The sequence below is a fragment of the Streptomyces sp. GLSS-08 genome, assembly GCF_056387915.1.
The window spans coordinates 23,786-43,033 of the sequence record NZ_JBWJAQ010000027.1 but is presented as its reverse complement, the minus strand read 5'-3'; the positions used below and the strand labels follow the sequence as shown (position 1 = coordinate 43,033).

Here is a 19,248-nt window from a genome sequence, read left to right as displayed (position 1 = left end):
GACCACCGCCGAACGGGCGTGCCCGGCACGATCACCGGCGAACGGGCGTGCCCGGCTCGGTTCCGGTCGCCGTCACGGCCGGCCCCTGTGCCGGGGCGCCGGCGCCGTCCTCCGCCGGGCCGAGCACCCGGGGCGCCGCGTCGTGCGCGGCGAGAAACGCCTCCACGGCGGCGCCCCATCCGAAGCACTCGGCACGCGCGCGTGCGGCCCTCCTCCGCTCGGCCTCGGGTCGCGCGAGGAGCGAGTCCACCGCGTCCGCGAAGGACTCCCCGTCGTCCGCGGCGGTCGCACCGGCGGACCCGACGACCTCGGGGAGCGCGGACGACGCGCTGGCCACCACGGGCGTACCGCAGGCCATCGCCTCCAGGGCGGCGAGCCCGAAGGTCTCCGCGGGCCCCGGCGCGAGACACACGTCGGCGGACGCCTGGAGCGCGCCCAGAGCCGCCCGGTCGGCGACGTGTCCGAGAAACGTCACGGGCAGCCCCCGCTCCCGGGCCCGCAGTGCTAGCCGACCGTGCAGGGGTCCGTCCCCGGCCACGACGAGCACCGCGTGCCGCCCGCGCCGCAGCAGCGCCTCCAGGGTGTCGAGCGCGGTGCCGGGCCGTTTCTCGACCGAGAGCCGCGAGCACATCACCAGCAGGGTCTGCCCCACGCGCGCGTGCCTTGCCCGCACCCCCGGGTCCCGCAGCGCGGGGTGCCGCCCGGCCAGGTCGACGCCCAGGGGAGCCCGTACGACGTTGCGGGCGCCGATCCGCACGAACTCCCGCTCGGCGAACTCCGTCGTGCACACCACGCGCGCGTAGGTGTGTGCCGTACGGGTGTTGAGCGAGTCGGCGGTACGCCGGGCCAGCCCCTCGGGCAGCCCCCAGGTCCGCAGCACGCCGTCAGCGCTCTCGTGGGAGACCATCACGGCCGGCACCCGGGCCCGCCGCGCCCACACCCCGGTCCAGCGCAGCGTGGTCCGGTCGGAGACCTCCAGCCGGTCGGGCGCGAGCGACTCCAGCAGGGCGGCCACCCGCCGCCGGTCCGTGAGCACCCGGTAGCCGCCGGTGCCGGGCAGCAGCGGCCCGGGAAGGGTGATCACCCGGCCCTGACCGGTGTCCCGGTCGGTGACGCGCTCGCCGGGGACGATCAGAACGGGCTCGTGCCCGGCCGCCCGGTACCCGGTGCCCAGCTCCCGCAGCGCGGTCCGCAGACCGCCCGAGGCGGGGGTGACGAAGTTCGCCAGCCGTACGATCCGCAGGCCGGTCCGCCCACCCGTACGGCCCGTGACGGTGCGCGCGGTCATGCCGCCACCGCCGTCCGTGCCGCGAGCACGTCCGTGTAGTGCCCGATCAGGTCGTCGCCGACGGCGGCCCAGGTGCGGCCCTCCACGGCGGCCCGCCCGGTGCTCCCGTAGGCCGTGCGCAGCGCGGGGTCGGCGGCGAGCGACCACACCGCGTCCCGCACCGCGGCCGGGTCGCGCGGCGGGACGAGGAGGCCGGTGCGTCCGTGGTCCACCAGGTCGAGCGGCCCGCCCGCCGCGGGCGCGACGACCGGCACTCCGCTCGCCATCGCCTCCTGCACGGTCTGGCAGAACGTCTCGAACGGCCCGGTGTGCACGAAGACGTCCAGCGAGGCGAAGATGCGCGCGAGGTCGTCGCCGGTGCGGCGGCCGAGGAAGACGGCGCCGGGGAGGGCCGCGTCGAGCGCCGGCCGGCTCGGCCCGTCACCCACGACCACGACCCGCACGCCCGCGATCCCGCAGACCCCGGCCAGCAGTTCGACCTGCTTCTCGGGGGCGAGACGGCCGACATAACCGACGATCAGCTCGCCGTGGGGCGCCAGCTCCCGGCGCAGTGCCTCGTCCCGCCGCCCGGGGTGGAAGCGGTCCGTGTCTACTCCGCGCGGCCACAGCCGCACCCGGGGCACCCCGTGCGCCCGCAGATCGTGCAGGGCCGCGCTGGAGGGGGCCAGGGTGCGGTGGGCGGCCGCGTGGACGGAGCGGATGCGCCGCCAGGCGGCGGCCTCCCCCGCCCCCATGTACGTACGGGCGTAGCCGGCGAGGTCGGTCTGATAGACGGCCACGGCGGGGACGCCGAGCCGGGTGGCGGCTGCCATGCCGCGCACGCCCAGCACGAAGGGGCCCGCCAGGTGGACGAGGTCGGCGCGGTGGTCGGTGATCGCCGCGGCGACGCGTCGGCTGGGGAGGGCGACCCGGACCTGGGCGTAGCCGGGCAGCGGCAGGGAGGGGACCCGGACGACGGGGCACGGCGCGAGCGCGTCGGGCCCGCTCCCGGCCGCGGTGGCCGGGGCTACGACGAGGGGGGTGTGCCCGCGGTCGGCGAGATGCCGGGCGGTCTGCAGGGCGCAGTGGGCCACGCCGTTGACGTCGGGGGGAAAGGACTCGGTGACGATGACGACACGCATACCGGTGTTGTCGTCGCGCCGGACGTGGCCACGTCAACGTCGATCTTTCCTGGCGAGGAACGTCCCATGAGCGTTGCGCTGCGCACCCGGGCGGTCGGCCGGCGGCCAGGAACGCCCGCCGCCGGGTCATCCGGTGTTCACACGGCGGGCATGTCGGGCCCGATCCGGCTGCGTACGGCCGTCTGCACCTCGGCCTCCTCGGCCGGGTCCGCGGCGAGCCGGCGCAGCTGGTCGACGACGCGGGTGTCGCCGGTCTCGGCGTGCCGTGCGGCGACCTCGCGGGTGGATTCCTCGCAGTCCCACAGGCATTCGACGGCGAATCCGGCGGGGAAGGACGGGTCGGTGGCGGCCAGGGCGCGAGCGGCCCGGCCGCGCAGCTGGGAGGAGGCGGTCTCGCGGTAGACGTGGCGCAGGACGGGCCCGGCGGAGGCGATGCCGAGGCGTCCGGCGCCGTCGACGAGCGTCCACAGGGTCGGTGCGTCGGGCCCCTCGCCCCGTACCGCTTCCCGCAGCGCCCCGAGGACCAGGTCGCTGTCCTGTGCGCCGCCCCGGCAGGCGAGCATCCGTCCGGCGGCGGCTCCCAGGGCGTCGGGGCGGTGGGCCCAGCTTCGTGCCCGGTCGATGGCGACGGCACTGCGCATCCGCTCGAAGGCGTCCACGGCGGCGTCCACGACCAGTGCCGTGCCGGCGGCCGCGGCGCCTTCGATCAGATCGAGGGCGCCGGGATCATTGCTGTCGGCGAGGTAGCGCAGGGCGGTGCAGCGGGCTCCGTCGCCGCCGGTGCGGGCGGCCTCGACGATTCCGGGACGGTCCTCCGGTCCCGCGACGGCGGACAGGCAGCGGGCGGCGGGGACGTGGAGCGCGGCTCCGCGTTCGAGGCCCTCCTGGGCCCAGTGGAAGACGGCCTGCACGCTCCAGCCGGGCCGTGGGCCGGCCGGTCGCATCTGGCGTTGCCAGCGGTCGAAGGAGCCCTGTTCCTGAGCGGCACGCACGCGTGCGCCGATCGAGGCGCGCGGATCCTCGGCCCACAGCCGCCAGGGCCGGGGCTCGAAGGCGTCGCGCACGTGCGCGGCGAGTTCGGCGTCGCCGGCCGCGTCGGCGGGGAATCGGGCCAGTACGGGGGCGGCGAGGCTGCGCAGGCCCGCGTCGTCGTCGCGCAGGGCAAGCTCGTCGAGGGCCCAGGCCCAGTTGGTGCCGGCGGCCGCGTACCTGCGGAGCAGCTCCAGCGCGTCGCGCCTGCCGTACGAGGCGAGGTGGCCGAGGACCGCGAGGGCGAGCCCCGTGCGTGACTCGCAGGTGTCGAGGATGTCCTCGGTGTCGAAGAGGTGCCGCTCGATCGCGTCGAGCTCACCGCTCAGGTCGAGGTAGAGCCGGGCGTAGTAGAGGGAGCGGTTTTCCACCTGCCAGTCGTGGCGGGGGTCGCGCAGCACACAGTGGTTGAGCGCCGCGAGCGCTTCGGCGCGCGGTGCGGTGAGCGCGTGCAGCGTGCCGTCGCCGCGGCCCCTCTGGAGCAGGCCGAGCAGCGTACCGCTGGGCGCTATGACCGGATCGAACATGGGAAACAGCCTCACATCAAGCGTCGACGCAACCGGGGATCGTGCTTTACCTGGCCGCGTGACAACACGTCGGGGCGCCCGCCGTTTCCTGCTTGCTGTAGACCATCTTCCTCTGCCTCTCGTCGGTGGCCCGTGCGGGCCGCGTCACGGCCCGCGCGGTGCGGCAACACCTGCCCGGCCATCGCGTCCGTGAATCACGACGTCATGATGACCCAGCGGTTCTTCCTGCCGCGACCGCATTTCCGGCGGCCCCGTACCGCCTCCCCCGTTTTTTGTGTTCTGCCTGGTCAGGGCGTTGAGATCAGTGCGCGCCGAACAACTGGAGGAGTTCCGCCCGGGCGAACATCCGGGCGGTGTCGACCGCCGACGGCGTGCCCGCGGCGGGATCGGCGCCGCCGTCGAGGAGCACCCGGATCACGGCTTCCTCGCCCTTGAATACGGCTCCGGCGAGGGGGGTCTGGCCCCGGTCGTTGATCCGGTCGGCCTCCGCGCCGCGCTCCAGCAGGGCGCGCACCGCGTCCGCGTGGCCGTGATAGGCGGCGAGCATCACGAGGGTGTCGCCCCGGTCGTTGGTGAGGTTGGCGGGGACGCCCGCGTCGACGTACGACACGAGCGCCTCGGTCTCGCCGCGGCGCGCCAGATCGAAGATCTTGGTCGCCAGCTCCACGACCTCGGGGTCGGGGGCTTCACTCATCGGCCGGACCGCCTCTCACTACGACTGTTTCGGGACTGCGGGAGCTTACGGCAGCGCGCGCCGCCGTCGTGCCGGGAGGGTACGACGGCGGGCGGCGCGGCCGTACGGGTGAATCGTCAGCGTACTGGCTCCGGGAGCACATGAGCGGTGCCGCCCGGGGCGAAGATCACCCCGGACACCGCCGGACGCGTCAGCGCACCTCGGGTGGCTCCGACGGCTCAGCCGTCCGGGGGAAATCTGGGGAATTTCACTCAGTTGCACCTTTTATCGTATGGATACATGCTGTGAGCCTGGAAGAACTCATGGTGACTGTCCCCACAACCAGGAGCCAAAAATGATTTTGTCCATCTCCGGCGTCGTCCTCCTCGGGATCATCGTCTTCCTCTTCTTCCGCAAGGACGGCCTCAAGGCGTCGCACGCCATGGTCTCCGCGCTCTTCGGCTTCTACCTCGCCAGCACGGCCCTCGCGCCGAGCATCAAGGCGGGCGGCGAGAGCCTGGCGGGCCTCCTCGGCGGCATCAGGTTCTGACGCCCCTCCCCTACGCACGCACGATCAGGAGACAGCAGTGGCGCGGCGCCCCCTTCCCCGCATTCTGAGCAACGGCAGCGCACAGATCGCCCGGAGCCGGGAGCTGGCCCGGACGGCGGCCGACAGCGCCACCGACGTCCTCCACCCACTGATCACGATCACTCGTGGACTGCGCCGGCTGGCGGGGGCCGGGCGGCGCAGGTGGGCCGAGACACCGAAGGACCGGCGCGGGCCGCTCCTGTTCCTGGGCGCCTCGGTGGTCCTGGTCGTGGCTCTCGTGCCGTACGGGCCGCTGCTGGCCGTCACCACGGTGATGGCGGCAGCGGCCTGGAGGGGCCGCGAACCGCGGTCGTCGGAGCCCGAGGGCCCCGACGAGCCGCAGACCAAGCGCCTGCAGTCGCTGTACGAGGCGCTCGTCCCGTACTTCTCCGCCGCGGAGGACCCCGCTCCCCTGTACGCCCACGGCGGCGAGTGGGAGCAGGCCTTCCCGTCGTACGAGTTCGACGGCACCGGCCGGGTCTCGCGGCTGCTCGTCCGCTATCCGGCGTACTTCACCGACGGCGAGGCGGAGTCCCGCGCCCGCATCGAGCAGCTGTTGCACACCAAGTCCGGGCGCGGCCGCGAGTACCACTTCGTCTGGGACGAGGAGGGCAACGAACTGTCGGTCTCGGTGCTGTCCCCGCTGCCGACCGACATCGCCGCCCAGCGCTTCGTCACGGCGCCCGGCGAGACCGTCCTCGGTTTCACCGACCCGGGCGACGTCCCGCGTACGCTCCCCCTCACCCACGGCGAGGAGCAGCGCGACGTTCCCCCCGTCGTGTGGCGCACGGGCGTCCGCTCGACGGAGCCGCACCTGCTGGTCGTGGGCGAGCCGGGGAGCGGCACGACCACGCTGCTGCGTTCGATCGCGCTGCAGGCGCTCCAGCACGGCGACGTCCTGATCGTCGAGGGCGGCGGGACCGGCGAGTTCGCCTGCCTGACCGGCCGCAACGGCGTGCTGGCCGTCGAATGCGGCCTGACCGGCGCGTGCACCAGCCTGGAATGGGCTGCGCACGAGACGGAGCGCCGGCTCGCCGCCGCGAACCGCGCGCGGCAGGCCGGCCGTCCCGCGCCGGACGACATCAGGCGTCCGCTGTGGATCCTCGTGGACCGTCCCAGCACGCTCGGTCCGCCGGCCGCCGCCGACGGCCGCGAGGATCCCCAGTCGCTGCTCCAGGTTCCGCTCCGGCACGGGCGCGCGGCCAATGTCACGGTCGTCGTGGCCGACCAGTTCGACAGCCTCGACGCACTCTCCGACGCGGTGCGCCGGCACACCCGGGCGCGCGTGGTCCTCGGCCCGGCGTCCGCCTCGCAGCTCCAGGCGGTCCTGGGGGTGCCCCCGCACACCACGCCCACTGCGGACACGCCGGCCGGGCGGGGTTACGCACGGCTGGGTTCGGGACCGGTCCACCGCCTCCAGGTCCCGGCCACCCCGGACCCGTACGACGACGCGACGAGCGAGGCCCATCGCCGCGCGGTGCTCGACCTGCTCCCGGAACACACGTCTCCGGTCGGTCCCGAGCACGTGGTCCCGGTGGAGGCGGAGGTGGAGATGGACAAGGAGCTGCAGAAGGACCTGGAGAAGAAGCCCGTCGGGAAGGCGGAGCCCCGCTCCGTCCCGGTGCTGGAGCCCATGACGACCGAGGTCGCCGCCGCGGAGAGCTGAGGGTCCCGAACCGGGGCCGCACGTCCGGAGCCGGCCGCGCGCCGGCCGACCCGGGACCGACGCCCCGCGCCGGGCCTACGCCACGAAGGTGCGCGGTGCGTCCGACCCGGTGCTCGCGCCCGTCTCCACCAGCCGGGCCGCCGCGGCCAGCCGCACCGCCGCCTCCTCGGCCACCGCGCCCGCCACCGTGAACGGCAGCCGCACATACCCCTCGAAGGCACCGTCCACCCCGAAGCGCGGGCCCGAGGGGACCCGCACCCCGACCCGCTCCCCCGCCTCGGCGATCCGCGAGCCCGACAGGCCTCCGGTGCGCACCCACAGCGTGAGGCCGCCGCGGGGGACGGAGAACTCCCAGTCGGGCAGCTCCCGGCGGACCGCGGAGACCAGCGCGTCGCGGTTCTCCCGGGCCTGCTCCCGGCGCACCTCCACGGCCTGCTCCCAGCCGCCGGTGCTGAGCAGCCAGTTCACCGCGAGCTGCTCCACGACGGGTGTCCCCAGATCGGCGTACGCGCGCGCGGAGACCAGGCTGCGGATGACGTCGGGGGCCGCCCGCACCCAGCCGATGCGCATGCCGGCCCAGAACGCCTTGCTGGCCGATCCCACCGTGATCACCGTCGACCCGGCGGGGTCGAACCCGCAGACGGGGCGCGGCATGTCGACGTCCGCGTCCAGGTGCAGTTCGTTCATCGTCTCGTCGACGACCAGCACGGTCCCCGCGGAACGCGCCGCGTCCACCAGCCGGCGCCGCTGGTCCTCGTCGGCCAGCGCACCGGTCGGATTGTGGAAGTCGGCGACCACGTACGCCAGCCGGGGCGCGGCCTCCCGCAGCACCTGCCGCCAGCGGTCCAGGTCCCACCCCGCGAGCCCCTCGGCCATGGCGACCGGCACCAGCCGGGCGCCGGCCTCCCGCATCAGCTGCAGGATGTTGGCGTACGACGGCGACTCGACGGCGATACGTTCGCCGCGTCCCGCGAACAGATGGCAGATCGCGTCGATGGCACCCATCGCGCCGGTGGTCACCATGATCTGTTCGGGCATGGTGGGAATGCCGCGCGCGGTGTACCGCTCGGCGAGCATCGAGCGCAGCGCGGGCAGCCCGGCCGGGTAGTCGCCGTGGGTGTGCGCGTACGGCGGCAACTCCTCCAGGGCGCCCTGCACGGCGCGGGTCAGCCACGGTTCGGGCGCGGGCAGTGCCGCCGTGCCGAGGTCGATCATGGAGCCCAGCGCCTCGGGCGGCAGCGGCTCGAGGCCGCGGGCGGGCAGCGGGTTCCCCGCCGGTACCGACGTCCAGCTGCCCGCGCCCCGCCGGGACTCCAGGAACCCTTCGCCGCGCAGCGCCTCGTACGCGGCGGCGACCGTGGTGCGGCTGACCGACAGGGCCAGCGCGAGTTCGCGCTCGGCGGGCAGCCGGGCGGCGACCGGCACCCGGCCCTCGAGCACCAGCAGCCGGATGCCGTCGGCGAGCGCGCGGTAGGCCGGGGGGCGGCGGGTGCCGGGTCCGGCGGGGCGCTCCTGCTGGGAGGTGAGCAGCCGGGCGAGCTGCGCCGCCCCCACCGCCGAAGTCCACTGCGCCATGATTCCAGTCCACCTTCCCCGAATTGGCCATGGATAGCGTCTGTTGCCAAGCCACAGAGTGTCACGCGTCAGGCCACTGCGACCACCCGGGGGTTTCCGTTGTCCATGCGTTCCGAGTCCGGACGGCGGCGGCTCCCGGTCCGACTCGTCCGGCTGTACGCCGGCCTCGCGCTGTACGGCGCCAGCTCCGCGCTGCTCGTGAAGTCGGGTCTCGGACTTGAGCCGTGGAACGTGCTGCACCAGGGCCTGGCCGAACTGACCGGGCTGACCATCGGGGTCGTGTCGATCATCGTCGGGGCGGGCGTCCTGCTGCTGTGGATACCGCTGCGCCAGCGGCCCGGGCTCGGCACGGTCTCCAACGTCTTCGTGGTCGGCGTCGCCATGGACGGCACCCTCGCCCTGGTGCCCGACGCGCACGGCCCGGCCGTCCGGGTCGCGCTCCTCGGCGCGGGCATCGTGCTCAACGGGATGGCGACGGGCCTGTACATCACGGCGGGCTTCGGTGCCGGTCCGCGGGACGGCCTGATGACGGGCCTGCACCGGCGCACCGGCCGCTCGATCCGCCTGATGCGCACCGGCGTCGAGGTGACCGTGGTCGCCACCGGCTTCGCCCTCGGGGGAACCGTCGGCGTCGGCACCGTCCTGTACGCGCTGGCCATCGGCCCGCTCGCCCAGCTCTTCCTGCGCGTCTTCGCCGCCGCGCCGGCACCCCCCGGCAGCACGGTCGTTGCCGCAGGTCGACCGGAGGGCGCGATACTGCCCCGGTGAGCACGCAACCGCGTCACGCCCACCTCGACCACCCCGGCCCGATCGCCTTCGCGCACCGGGGCGGCGCGCCGGACGGCCTGGAGAACACCCTGCTCCAGTTCCGGCGAACGGTCGAGGCGGGCTGCCGCTACCCGGAGACGGACGTGCACGCCACGGCCGGCCCCGCCTCGCCACCGCCCACGCTCTGGTTCGTTCACGGTCCGCACGTGCACCTGGAGTACGGGATGAGCGACCGCGGCACGAGCCGGCTCGCCCCCGAACCCGCCAGGATTTAGCGCGCAACGCCAAAGGCCGGTAGTGTACGCCTTTGGCCTGCCTGGCGTACCGTTACTGCGCGTCAAAGACGACGAAACGCGGGGTCACATCTGTTGATAGATGTGACAAACCGGGTGCTGGTGGGTACAACAAGGGGCGGCTACGACGGCGACGCATGACCCCCAACGGGAATCTTTACCGCCGACCGGACGTTGACCGGATGACGACGACAGCGACACCTGTCCTGTGGGCGACAAGCCCGGGAGGCACGATTCATGAGTGAGCGAGCTCTTCGCGGCACGCGCCTCGTGGTGACCAGCTACGAGACGGACCGCGGCATCGACCTGGCCCCGCGCCAGGCCGTGGAGTACGCATGCGAGAAGGGGCACCGGTTTGAGATGCCCTTCTCGGTCGAGGCGGAGATCCCGCCCGAGTGGGAGTGCAAGGTCTGCGGGGCCCAGGCACTCCTGGTGGACGGCGACGGCCCTGAGGAAAAGAAGGCCAAGCCCGCGCGTACGCACTGGGACATGCTGATGGAGCGGCGTACCCGAGAGGAACTCGAAGAGGTCCTCGAGGAGCGCCTGGCCGTTCTGCGCTCAGGCGCGATGAACATCGCGGTACATCCGCGGGACAGCCGCAAGTCCGCGTAATCCCTCCGGGGGTTGGGCGGCATACCGACACACGCACCACGACCGCGGGCACCGTACGTTCTGTACGGTGCCCGCGGTCGTCGTGCGTTCTGTACGGTGCCCGCACGCTCCGGCCGGGCGGCGAGGCCCGGCCGGAGCGTGCGGGGCTAAGCTCAGCGGCCGAGCGGCGGCGTCGGTCCCTGATCCCGCGGGCCCTCGTCCCTGATGACCTCGCCCGGGACGACCTTTCCGTCGGGGCGGTGCATCCGGGACTGCTGGAAGGCGTCCTGGAAATTGCCCGGGACGGTCGCGCGGATCCTGCGCTCGACGGCGCTCTCGGTGTAGGCGCTCACGGCCTTCTGGACCGGGGGGACCAGCAGGAGGAGTCCCAGGACGTCGGAGATCAGGCCCGGGAGCATCAGCAGGAGACCGCCGAGCATCATCGGGCCGTTGCCCCGGGTGCTGCCGCCGGTGGGCGGCACACCGCTCTGCTGCTGTTGCAGCGTCTCGCTCAGATTGCTGAAGGCCCGGCGCCCGGCCCGCTTGACCACCACACCGCCGAGCACGAACCCGGCGACGACCAGCAGCAGGACCGCGCCGCCGCCCGCCACGCCCGCGACCACGGTCAGCAGCCAGATCTCCAGCACCAGCCAGGCGGCGATGCCGAGCGGCAGGAACGTACGCAGCCGGGAGCGCCGGGGCCGGACGGGGTGCGCGGGGGTCGGAACGCCAGTCGTCATGCACCCAGTGTGCCCGGGCCCGGCTCAGCACGGGATAAGGGGAGGATCAGCCGGACTGTGCGTCGGTGCCGCTCAGAGGGTCTTGCGGCCCAGGACCTTGCCGGCCCGCTCCCGCACGCCCCAGCTGGTGACCCGCCACAGGGCCTCCACGAGGATGTCGCGGCTCATCTTGGAGTCGCCCAGTTCCCGCTCGACGAAGGTGATGGGCACCTCGACGACGTGATAGCCGGCCTTCACGGCGCGACGGGCCAGGTCGACCTGGAAGCAGTAACCCTGCGAGGCCACTTCGCCAAGACCGAGGCCCTTCAGGGTCCCGGCCCGGAAGGCGCGGTAGCCGCCGGTGACGTCCCGGATCGGTACGTCGAGCAGGACCCGCGAGTAGAGGCTGCCGCCGCGCGAGATGAACTCCCGGGACTTGGGCCAGTTCACGACCCGGCCGCCCGGCACCCAGCGGGAGCCGAGAACGAGGTCGGCCCCCTTGAGGGCGGTCAGCAGCCGGGGCAGTTCCTCGGGCTGGTGGGAGCCGTCGGCGTCCATCTCGATGAGTACGTCGTAGCCGTGCTCCATGCCCCAGCGAAAGCCCGCGAGGTAGGCGGCGCCGAGGCCTTCCTTGCCCTTGCGGTGCAGCACCTGGACGTGCTCGTCGCCCACGGCCAGCTCGTCGGCGAGTTTGCCCGTGCCGTCGGGGCTGTTGTCGTCGGCCACGAGAACGTGCGCATCGGGCACGGCGGCCCGCACCCGGGCGACGATCTTCTTGATGTTCTCCGCCTCGTTGTAGGTCGGAATGATCACCAAGGCCTTCCCGAGGGGGCCGAACTGTCTCCCCTGGGCTCCTGCCGCGAGGGTCCCGTCGCCGTCGTTCACCACTGCCCCTTCATGTCCGTACGCAGGGGACCACCATAGTGGCCGCGGCCTGCGCTGCCGTGTCGCACGTACGCGTACGGGGTGTCCGTTCCCGCCGGAGCCGTGCGGGCGAGGCGCCGCCCCCCTGCCGGACGAACCCTGCGGATCGGGGCCCGGCGCCCTTCGGGCCGACCAGGGACCCGCTGGCTGCGGGTCGACCGAAAGCCGTTGTCTACTGGACGTCCGGGCCCCACCCGGGTCGCACCTTCCTCCGCGCTCCTGCGGAGCGGGGAGGGACCCATCCGGCCGGAACGTTCCCCCGCCCCGTGGCGCGGGCGCTGGGCCTGGCACCCGGTGGTGGTGTGCCGGTGCGGCACACCATCCCTGACCCAGCGGCGCTGCGGCGGACTGAGTGAAGTTCCCCGGTCGGACGTCCGGTGGTGGACCCGGCCGAACCTACCCGCCCTTCACTGTCGACTGTCAACACCCCTCTGACCTGCGACTATTCGACCAACCGCCTGGTCAGTGCCCAGGATGCGCAGGTCGCGCCGCGCGGCGGCCCGCATCGGCCGGGGCCGCGCCGTCCCGGGACATCACTCCTCCGGCCGTACGAATACCGTCCGGCCGCCGACGACCGTGCGCAGGCAGACCGGGAGGTCCGCGCCGGGGGTCAGGTCGGGCAGCCCGGGCGTGCCGGAGCGGGGGTCGGTGGACCAGCGCGCGACGCGGTCGTCGGGGGCCTGGACGATCAGGTCCTCGGTGCGCCACACGGCGTAGTCCGCGGGAGCCCCGGGGACCAGAACACCCGCGTCGTCCCGTCCGACGGCCCGCCACCCGCCGCGCGTGTGCGCCGTGAACGCGGCCCGTACCGAGATCCGGTGCGCGGGGGTCCGGTGGAAGGCGGCGGCCCGGACGGTGCCCCACGGGTCGAGGGGGGTCACCGGGCTGTCGGAGCCGAAGGCGAGCGGGACGCCGGCCCGCAGCAGGGCCGCGTACGGATTGAGCGTGCGGGCCCGCTCGGCGCCGAGGCGCTGGGCGTACATGCCGTCCTCGCCGCCCCACAGCGCGTCGAAGGCCGGCTGCACCGAGGCGGTGAGCCCGAGTTCGGCGAAGGCGGCGATGGTGTGCGGGGTCAGCATCTCGGCGTGTTCGACGCGGTGGCGGGCGGCGCGCACGCGGGTGGGGCCGACCTTCTCGGCGGCGGCGCGCACCCCGTCGACGACGGCGGTCACGGCGGCGTCCCCGATGGCGTGGAAACCGGCCTGGAGGCCCGCCTCGGTGCAGGCGATCACATGGGCGGCGACGGCGTCGGCATCGAGGTAGGCCGTACCGGTGTGCCCGGCGTCGGCGTACGGCCGGTGCAGACAGGCGGTGTGCGAGCCGAGCGCCCCGTCGACGAAGAGGTCACCGGCGGCGCCGACCGCGCCCAGGGCACGCGCCCGGGCGATGCCCTCCTCGCCCGCCTCGGCCCAGTAGCCCACGACGCGCGGGCCCGCCTCCGCGCCTGCGAGGCGCAGCAGCCCGGTGAGGTCTTCCTCGGAGGAGATCTCGGGTCCCGCGCACTCGTGCACGGAGCCGATGCCGAGGGAAGCGGCGTGGGCGAGTGCGGCGCGCTGCGCCTCGGTGCGCTGGGCGGCGGTCACGGCAGCGAACGCGGCGGCGCGCACGGCGTGATGGGCGTCGCGGGTGAGCGGGCCGTCCGCGTACCCGGCGCGTCCGGTGATGCCCGGCACGAGGTCGAGGAGGGCGGTGGTGACGACGGCGGAGTGGACGTCGATGCGGGAGAGGTAGAGCGGGCGTCCGCCGGTCGCCTCGTCGAGCTCGGCGCGGGCCGGCGGCCGTCCGTCGGGCCAGCGGGCCGCGTCCCAGCCGTGGCCGAGCAGGACCCGGTCGGCGGGGCGGGCGGCGGCGAACTCTTGGACGAGGGCGAGGGCCGCGTCCAGGGAGGGGGCGCCGGACAGATCGAGGCCGGTGAGGGCGAGCCCGGTGGCGGTGGTGTGGACGTGTGCGTCGGTGAACGCGGGCGTCACGAGGGCACCTTGGAGGTCCACGACCTCGTCGACCCCGCTCGCGAAGGCGTCGGCCGCGCCCTCGGAGCCGACCCAGGCGATCTGCCCGCGTTCGACGACCATCGCGGTGGCGAAGGGGTCGGCGGGGCTGTGGACTTCGCCACCGCGCAGCAGCACGGTGTCCGTCGGGGCGGTGCTCTCACTCATGAGGGACAGTCTCGCTGCTTCGGGCAGCCAGTTCGCGCGCGGGGGCGGGGAAAGGAGCGGGCGTCGTCAGATCCGGGGCGGCCGTGCCTCGTACGGCGTCGAGAGCACCACCGTGGTGCGGGTCGAGACGCCCGCGAGGGAGCGCACGCGGGCGAGCAGCTCCTCCAGCTCGTGCGGGGTAGGGACGCGCACCTTGAGGATGTAGTTCTCGTCGCCGGCGACGCTGTGGCAGGCCTCGATCTCGGGGACGCCGGCCAGCCGTTCCGCGATGTCGTCCGGGGCGCTCGGGTCGAACGGTTTCACCGAGATGAAGGCGGTGATGGGCAGCCCGACGGCTTCGGGGTCGACGACGGCCGCGTAGCCGCGGATGACACCGCGCTGCTCCAGCCGGCGCACCCTCTGGTGCACGGCCGACGTGGACAGGCCCGTGGCCTTGCCCAGGTCGGTGTAGCTCATCCGCCCGTCCTCGACGAGCAACTGCACGATCCGTCGATCCAGGTCCTCCATGGCGCAGAACCTACAGGGCCCTTGATCCCGGCGGATACCTCGGCGGCCCAGGTCATACCCGGTTCGTGATGTGACCGGTGCGGCCGGTGCGCCGCCCGGGGAGGAACCCGCCGGGCCCGGCACCCGTGAAGGACGTGTGACGAACACCACAGACCCGCGTCAGGGTCCGTGATGTTCTCGTGATTACCTCGCAGGCCTGGTGGGAAGTGCTTGCTGTGGTCGAGGTCGCAGCGCCTTGTCGGCCCACCCGAGGGGGAGAAACCCATGCAGAGTCTCAAGCGCCCTGGTCGTACCACGCCCAAGAGGCAGCAGCCGGTCCTGGAACCCGAGCCGGAGGGCGTCGAACCGGACGTCCTGGACGGCGAGGAGTTCGACGCGTACGACACTTTCGAGATGTACCGGGTGATCTGCCCGGACTGCGCACAGCCCATCGCGCTCCTGGCGGACGAGGAGACCCTGCCGGAGCACGCGCTGTGCGCCTCTCCGTGGAATCCCTTCGGGCTCACGGCCTGTGCCGGTACGGGCCGGGCGGCGGCCGACGCGCGTCCCGCCGACGAGTCGACGGAGCCTCAGGAGCAGGACACCGCCTTGCTGCTGACGCTCCCCCAGGGACTCGACTGGCGCAAGCAGCCGTTCTCGCACGTCGGCGGACCGGGCTCGCGCCCCATGAGGGTCCCCGGCATGCGGCGTCACGCCGCCTGAGCCGGTTCTCGTAGCCGTCCTGCACCATGGCCCGCGGGTCGGGCCGTGGTGCGGGACCTGCGTGTCCGGCGTCGCGGTGAGGGACTTGCGTGTCAGGTGCCGTGGTGAGGGATCGGGGTGCCCGGTGCCGCCTGGGGCGGCACCCGCCGACACCCCCGTACGGGCTGAGCGCGAACTCAAGCCCGAATGCCCGCGCCGGTTACCTGTGCGCCCGTGCGCGCGTTGCCCTGGTATGACCCCTACCTTCCCGGCCACCGGGCGTCGGCGCCGCATCTACGTCCCGCCCCCGGCAGCACCGGTTCCCCCGGGGCCTTCCCAGTACCAGGACCCGCCCATCTACCGTGCGCTGATCCGGACCTGGGCCGACCGCGGCCGTACCCTTCCGGGGCAGCACGACCCGGAGTGGGCGCGGCTGGCGGCGCCCCCGGCCGGCCTGAGCCAGTTCGGTACGGGGCGGGATCCGTTCAGCGTGACTCCGGACCCGCGAGGTGACGGGCGATGACCATGCGCTGGATCTGATTGGTGCCCTCGACGATCTGGAGCACCTTGGCCTCGCGCATGTAGCGCTCGGCCGGGAAGTCGGCGGTGTAGCCGTACCCGCCGAGGACCTGCACGGCGTCCGTGGTGACCTTCATCGCGGTGTCCGTGCAGAGCAGTTTGGCCATGGCCGCCTGCTTGGCGAACGGCCGCCCGGCGTCGCGCAGGCGGGCGGCGGCCAGGTAGAGCGCCCGGCCCGCCTCGATCTGGGTCGCCATGTCGGCGAGCATGAAGCGCAGCCCCTGGAAGTCCGAGACCGGCCGCCCGAACTGCTGCCGCCCGGTGGCGTACGCGACGGCCTCGTCCAGTGCCGCCTGGGCCACGCCGACGGCGCAGGCCGCGATGCCGAGCCGGCCGGAGTCGAGCGCGGAGAGGGCGATCGCGAAGCCCTGTCCCTCGTCGCCGATGCGCCGGTCGTCGCCGACCCGGACGCCGTCGAAGTGGACCTGGGCGGTGGGCGAGCCCTTCATGCCCATCTTCTTCTCGGGCAGCGCGGCACTCAGCCCCTCGGCGACGCCGGGCACGAGGAAAGCGGAGATGCCCCGGGCGCCCTCACCACCGGTGCGCGCCAGCACGGTGTAGAAGTCGGCGATCCCGCCGTGCGTGATCCAGGCCTTGGTGCCCGTGATCACCCAGTCGTCGCCGTCCCGGACGGCCTTGGTCCGCAGGGAAGCCGCGTCGGACCCGGAGGAGGGCTCGGAGAGGCAGTAGGCGCCGAGGAGACCGCCGCCGAGCATGGCGGGCAGATGCTCGGTCCGCTGCTCCTTGGTGCCGTAGTTCGCGAGCGCGTGGCAGGCGAGGGAGTGGACGCTGACGCCGAGGCCGACCGTGAGGCGGGCCGCGGCGAGCTCTTCGAGGACCTGGAGGTAGACCTCGTACGGCTGGTCGCCCCCGCCGTGCTCGGCGTCGTAGGGCAGTCCGAGCAGGCCCGATTCCGAGAGCAGTCCGAACACGTCACGCGGGAACCGCCCGGCGTCCTCCTCCTCGGCCGCCCCGGGCGCGATCTCACGCTGGGCGATGTCGCGGACGAGCGAGATCAGATCCCGGGCCTCGTCCGTGGGCAGTTGCCGGTCCACCGGCTGCGGGGCGCGGTCGGGCATGTCGACGCTCTCCTCCCTGTCGGGCACAGCGGCGGACGCACGCCTGGGATGGGGCGGGTCCACCGGGTCTCACAGTGCCCAGCCGATGCTGCCCGTCCGGGTCGCGGAAGGTGCTGATCAGCGGCTGTGGCGCTGTGAGTATGCCCGATCGGAGGCACCGAGTCACCAGTTAACGACCGCTTACTAAAAGATGGGGAAATTGGTCCGAACCATTGACGCACTGGTCTAGTCCTCCTACTGTTCCCGCAACGCCTCACCGCGTTCATGCCAAACGGTACGAGGAGGTCGGCGACCGGACGTCCCCGCGGCGGCCCAGGCCCGCCCGCAGACCCGGCAGCACGGCCCCCACACGTTCCCCTCCCCCACGAGGAGCAACGATGTTCAGACCGCACCGCACCCGCGCCCGCTTCCGGGCGCTCCTGTCCGCCGCGTGTTGCGCCGCCCTCGGCGCCGGACTGCTCGCCGGCGCGGGCGCCGCGGCGGCCGGCGAGTCCGGTACCGCCACCACCGCCGGGGAGACCACCGCCGCGGCGGCCGGCTCCAAGGTCGTCGGCTACTTCACCGAATGGGGCGTGTACGACCGGAACTACCACGTCAAGAACATCGAGACGTCCGGCTCGGCCGCCAAACTGACCCACATCAACTACGCGTTCGGCAACGTCACCGGCGGCAAGTGCGCCATGGGCGACGCGTACGCGGCGACGGACAAGGCGTACACCGCCGCCCAGTCCGTCGACGGCGTCGCCGACACCTGGGACCAGCCGCTGCGCGGCAACTTCAACCAGCTGCGCAAGCTCAAGAAGCTGCACCCGAATCTCAAGGTCCTGTGGTCCTTCGGCGGCTGGACCTGGTCGGGCGGCTTCACGGAGGCCGCCAAGAACCCGGCCGCCTTCGCGCAGTCCTGCTACGACCTGGTCGAGAACTCCAAGTGGGCCGATGTCTTCGACGGCATCGACATCGACTGGGAGTACCCCAACACCTGCGGCCTCAGCTGCGACACCAGCGGCAGGGCGGCCTACAAGAACCTGATGGCGGCGCTGCGCGCGAAGTTCGGCGGCGGCAGTCTCCTCACCTCGGCTATCCCGGCCGACGCCACCAGCGGCGGCAAGATCGACGCGGCCGACTACGCGGGCGCCGCCCAGTACGTCGACTGGTACAACCCGATGACGTACGACTTCTTCGGCGCCTGGGACGCGACCGGTCCCACGGCTCCGCACTCCCCGCTCACCTCCTACACGGGGATCCCCAAGGCGGGCTATCACACCTCCGCGACGATCGCGAAGCTCAAGGGCCTCGGTGTCCCGGCCGCCAAGCTGCTGCTCGGCATCGGCTTCTACGGACGCGGCTGGGCCGGAGTCACCCAGTCGGCCCCCGGCGGCTCGGCCACCGGCCCGGCGGCGGGAACGTACGAGCAGGGCATCGACGACTACAAGGTGCTCAAGGCGAAGTGCCCGGCGACCGGCACGGTCGGCGGCACGGCGTACGCGAAGTGCGGAAGCAACTGGTGGAGTTACGACACCCCGTCGACCATCGCCGGGAAGATGAACTACAAGAACGCGCAGGGTCTCGGAGGCACCTTCTTCTGGGAGCTGAGCGGAGACACCTCGAACGGTGAGCTGATCAAGGCGATCAACTGATCGATCGGGCACAGAACTTGGGGCGGGGGTCCGGCGGCTCCCGCCCCTTGGTCAGCCGTCCCGGCGGGCGGGCGCGGGTGCCACGTACGAGGGGTCCAGTTCCTCGACGGCCCGCAGTGCGCCGCCCAGCATCTTCACCAGCAGTTCGCGCATGGTGTCGCGGGTCAGGTCCTGCCGGTCGATCCAGTCCAGGGTGGCCCCCTCGACGCTGCACAGCCAGGCGAGCAGTGCCGCCCGGGGCAGGGGCCGGACCCGCTGCCGGCCTCCTCCGCTCCCGGCCCGGTCCGTGCGGGCGGGGCCCCAGGCTCCCTCGGCGATCGTCGTGATGATCGCCTCGCGGACGCCGTCCCGGATGGCCTGCACCTCGGCGTCGAAACCGACCCCGCCGCTGATGATCGTGCGGTACGCGGCCTGGTGGTGCTCGGCGAAACGGAGGTAACCGTCGACGGTGCGGTGCACGCGCTGCTCGGGGGGCAGGCCGAGGCCGTCGGCCGCGCGTGCTGTCAGGTCGGCCACCGCGTCCTCGACGATGGCCAGGTAGTAGCCGCGCTTGGACTGGAAGTAGTAGTAGATCAGCCCTTTCGCCACCTGCGCCTGCTTGGCGATGTCGTCCATCGACAGCGCGTCGTAGGACCGGTCGGCGAACAACTTCCTTCCGACAGCGATGAGTTCGGCGCGGCGTGCCACCGAGCGGTCGGTGCCGCGCGTGCGTGGGCGGTCGAGGCCGCGCTGTCGGCTGCTGTTCAATGTCGGCCCTGGTCTCCAACTGCCGGCGGGACATCGGCAGTATGGCAGACCCCCGTCACCTGCCTGTTCGACTCGGATCGACAACTCCGTCGCCCTGCG

18 protein-coding genes and 1 pseudogene are annotated in these 19,248 nt (G+C 73.2%); 8 read left to right on the top strand and 11 right to left on the bottom strand.

Translation table 11 applies throughout. From position 1 onward, the window contains the following. Positions 1-31: 31 nt before the first annotated feature. The 4 genes from AC0ZLC_RS31345 to AC0ZLC_RS31330 all read right to left on the bottom strand — a co-directional run bounded on the left by AC0ZLC_RS31345 (position 32) and on the right by AC0ZLC_RS31330 (position 4,659). Positions 32-1,288: a glycosyltransferase gene (locus tag AC0ZLC_RS31345; protein WP_476755319.1), complete on the bottom strand. Its 1,257-nt coding sequence runs from the start codon at positions 1,286-1,288 to the stop codon at positions 32-34. After that, positions 1,285-2,409: a glycosyltransferase family 4 protein gene (locus tag AC0ZLC_RS31340; RefSeq protein WP_476755318.1), complete on the bottom strand. Its 1,125-nt coding sequence runs from the start codon at positions 2,407-2,409 to the stop codon at positions 1,285-1,287. Before AC0ZLC_RS31340 ends, AC0ZLC_RS31345 begins: the two co-directional genes overlap by 4 nt. A 137-nt stretch (positions 2,410-2,546) precedes the next feature. Next, the gene (locus tag AC0ZLC_RS31335) at positions 2,547-3,965 is read right to left on the bottom strand and encodes a HEAT repeat domain-containing protein (RefSeq protein ID WP_476755317.1); all 1,419 of its coding nucleotides are present in this window, start codon (positions 3,963-3,965) and stop codon (positions 2,547-2,549) included. Between the two features lie 301 nt (positions 3,966-4,266). Further along, the gene (locus AC0ZLC_RS31330; protein WP_476755316.1) at positions 4,267-4,659 is read right to left on the bottom strand and encodes an ankyrin repeat domain-containing protein; all 393 of its coding nucleotides are present in this window, start codon (positions 4,657-4,659) and stop codon (positions 4,267-4,269) included. Positions 4,660-4,993: 334 nt separating this feature from the next. Between AC0ZLC_RS31330 and AC0ZLC_RS31325 the strand changes: the two genes are divergently transcribed. Further along, positions 4,994-5,188, top strand: a complete 195-nt coding sequence (locus AC0ZLC_RS31325) for a hypothetical protein (protein WP_358852643.1) — start codon at positions 4,994-4,996, stop codon at positions 5,186-5,188. Positions 5,189-5,225: 37 nt separating this feature from the next. Next, positions 5,226-6,893: a hypothetical protein gene (locus AC0ZLC_RS31320; RefSeq protein WP_476755315.1), complete on the top strand. Its 1,668-nt coding sequence runs from the start codon at positions 5,226-5,228 to the stop codon at positions 6,891-6,893. A 75-nt stretch (positions 6,894-6,968) separates the two neighbouring features. Here AC0ZLC_RS31320 and AC0ZLC_RS31315 read toward each other — a convergent pair whose 3' ends face one another. Then, positions 6,969-8,468, bottom strand: a complete 1,500-nt coding sequence (locus tag AC0ZLC_RS31315) for an SCO1417 family PLP biosynthesis transcription factor (RefSeq protein WP_476755314.1) — start codon at positions 8,466-8,468, stop codon at positions 6,969-6,971. Between the two features lie 105 nt (positions 8,469-8,573). Between AC0ZLC_RS31315 and yczE the strand changes: the two genes are divergently transcribed. The 3 genes and pseudogenes from yczE to AC0ZLC_RS31300 all read left to right on the top strand — a co-directional run bounded on the left by yczE (position 8,574) and on the right by AC0ZLC_RS31300 (position 10,141). Beyond that, entirely contained in the window at positions 8,574-9,236 is a 663-nt protein-coding gene (yczE, locus tag AC0ZLC_RS31310) for a membrane protein YczE (protein ID WP_476755313.1), read from the top strand. Continuing rightward, positions 9,233-9,394 (top strand): annotated as a pseudogene (locus AC0ZLC_RS31305) (glycerophosphodiester phosphodiesterase family protein); the annotation flags it as partial. The gene yczE and the pseudogene AC0ZLC_RS31305, both read left to right, overlap by 4 nt. 372 nt (positions 9,395-9,766) lie before the next feature. Beyond that, the gene (locus tag AC0ZLC_RS31300; RefSeq protein ID WP_003977404.1) at positions 9,767-10,141 is read left to right on the top strand and encodes an RNA polymerase-binding protein RbpA; all 375 of its coding nucleotides are present in this window, start codon (positions 9,767-9,769) and stop codon (positions 10,139-10,141) included. Between the two features lie 152 nt (positions 10,142-10,293). On the opposite strand, the gene fxsA is transcribed toward AC0ZLC_RS31300, so the two are convergent. The 4 genes from fxsA to AC0ZLC_RS31280 all read right to left on the bottom strand — a co-directional run bounded on the left by fxsA (position 10,294) and on the right by AC0ZLC_RS31280 (position 14,426). Further along, positions 10,294-10,860, bottom strand: coding sequence for an FxsA family membrane protein (gene fxsA / locus AC0ZLC_RS31295; RefSeq protein WP_476755312.1), 567 nt, complete (start codon positions 10,858-10,860; stop codon positions 10,294-10,296). Between the two features lie 72 nt (positions 10,861-10,932). Next, positions 10,933-11,724 carry a polyprenol monophosphomannose synthase gene (locus tag AC0ZLC_RS31290; RefSeq protein WP_476755311.1) on the bottom strand — a complete coding sequence of 264 codons (792 nt, stop codon included), beginning with the start codon at positions 11,722-11,724 and terminating at the stop codon, positions 10,933-10,935. A gap of 572 nt (positions 11,725-12,296) precedes the next feature. Next, on the bottom strand, positions 12,297-13,919 hold the full coding sequence (locus AC0ZLC_RS31285; protein WP_476755310.1) for an amidohydrolase: 1,623 nt from the start codon (positions 13,917-13,919) through the stop codon (positions 12,297-12,299). A gap of 66 nt (positions 13,920-13,985) precedes the next feature. Further along, complete coding sequence (locus AC0ZLC_RS31280; RefSeq protein WP_476755309.1) at positions 13,986-14,426, bottom strand: Lrp/AsnC family transcriptional regulator; 441 nt, start codon at positions 14,424-14,426, stop codon at positions 13,986-13,988. A gap of 264 nt (positions 14,427-14,690) precedes the next feature. Here AC0ZLC_RS31280 and AC0ZLC_RS31275 point away from each other — a divergent pair, with 264 nt between their 5' ends. Beyond that, positions 14,691-15,128 (top strand): hypothetical protein, encoded by a 438-nt coding sequence (locus AC0ZLC_RS31275; protein WP_476755308.1) that lies wholly within the window; start codon positions 14,691-14,693, stop codon positions 15,126-15,128. 232 nt (positions 15,129-15,360) lie between these two features. Continuing rightward, positions 15,361-15,630, top strand: a complete 270-nt coding sequence (locus AC0ZLC_RS31270; RefSeq protein ID WP_388790033.1) for a hypothetical protein — start codon at positions 15,361-15,363, stop codon at positions 15,628-15,630. On the opposite strand, the gene AC0ZLC_RS31265 is transcribed toward AC0ZLC_RS31270, so the two are convergent. Further along, a complete protein-coding gene (locus tag AC0ZLC_RS31265; RefSeq protein WP_476755307.1) occupies positions 15,593-16,765 on the bottom strand; it encodes an acyl-CoA dehydrogenase family protein in 1,173 nt (390 codons plus the stop codon). The genes AC0ZLC_RS31270 and AC0ZLC_RS31265 overlap by 38 nt on opposite strands. Before the next feature lie 377 nt (positions 16,766-17,142). Here AC0ZLC_RS31265 and AC0ZLC_RS31260 point away from each other — a divergent pair, with 377 nt between their 5' ends. Further along, positions 17,143-18,402 carry a glycoside hydrolase family 18 protein gene (locus AC0ZLC_RS31260; protein WP_476755306.1) on the top strand — a complete coding sequence of 420 codons (1,260 nt, stop codon included), beginning with the start codon at positions 17,143-17,145 and terminating at the stop codon, positions 18,400-18,402. A gap of 51 nt (positions 18,403-18,453) precedes the next feature. Here AC0ZLC_RS31260 and AC0ZLC_RS31255 read toward each other — a convergent pair whose 3' ends face one another. Then, positions 18,454-19,149: a TetR/AcrR family transcriptional regulator gene (locus AC0ZLC_RS31255; RefSeq protein ID WP_476755305.1), complete on the bottom strand. Its 696-nt coding sequence runs from the start codon at positions 19,147-19,149 to the stop codon at positions 18,454-18,456. Positions 19,150-19,248 lie beyond the last annotated feature (99 nt).

Coding starts and splice junctions, on each gene's coding strand:
- AC0ZLC_RS31345 (WP_476755319.1), bottom strand. CDS start 1,288: ATGACCGCGCGCACCGTCACGGGCCGTACGGGTGGGCGGACCGGCCTG.
- AC0ZLC_RS31340 (WP_476755318.1), bottom strand. CDS start 2,409: ATGCGTGTCGTCATCGTCACCGAGTCCTTTCCCCCCGACGTCAACGGC.
- AC0ZLC_RS31335 (WP_476755317.1), bottom strand. CDS start 3,965: ATGTTCGATCCGGTCATAGCGCCCAGCGGTACGCTGCTCGGCCTGCTC.
- AC0ZLC_RS31330 (WP_476755316.1), bottom strand. CDS start 4,659: ATGAGTGAAGCCCCCGACCCCGAGGTCGTGGAGCTGGCGACCAAGATC.
- AC0ZLC_RS31325 (WP_358852643.1), top strand. CDS start 4,994: ATGATTTTGTCCATCTCCGGCGTCGTCCTCCTCGGGATCATCGTCTTC.
- AC0ZLC_RS31315 (WP_476755314.1), bottom strand. CDS start 8,468: ATGGCGCAGTGGACTTCGGCGGTGGGGGCGGCGCAGCTCGCCCGGCTG.
- yczE (WP_476755313.1), top strand. CDS start 8,574: ATGCGTTCCGAGTCCGGACGGCGGCGGCTCCCGGTCCGACTCGTCCGG.
- AC0ZLC_RS31300 (WP_003977404.1), top strand. CDS start 9,767: ATGAGTGAGCGAGCTCTTCGCGGCACGCGCCTCGTGGTGACCAGCTAC.
- fxsA (WP_476755312.1), bottom strand. CDS start 10,860: ATGACGACTGGCGTTCCGACCCCCGCGCACCCCGTCCGGCCCCGGCGC.
- AC0ZLC_RS31285 (WP_476755310.1), bottom strand. CDS start 13,919: ATGAGTGAGAGCACCGCCCCGACGGACACCGTGCTGCTGCGCGGTGGC.
- AC0ZLC_RS31280 (WP_476755309.1), bottom strand. CDS start 14,426: ATGGAGGACCTGGATCGACGGATCGTGCAGTTGCTCGTCGAGGACGGG.
- AC0ZLC_RS31275 (WP_476755308.1), top strand. CDS start 14,691: ATGCAGAGTCTCAAGCGCCCTGGTCGTACCACGCCCAAGAGGCAGCAG.
- AC0ZLC_RS31270 (WP_388790033.1), top strand. CDS start 15,361: ATGACCCCTACCTTCCCGGCCACCGGGCGTCGGCGCCGCATCTACGTC.
- AC0ZLC_RS31265 (WP_476755307.1), bottom strand. CDS start 16,765: ATGCCCGACCGCGCCCCGCAGCCGGTGGACCGGCAACTGCCCACGGAC.
- AC0ZLC_RS31260 (WP_476755306.1), top strand. CDS start 17,143: ATGTTCAGACCGCACCGCACCCGCGCCCGCTTCCGGGCGCTCCTGTCC.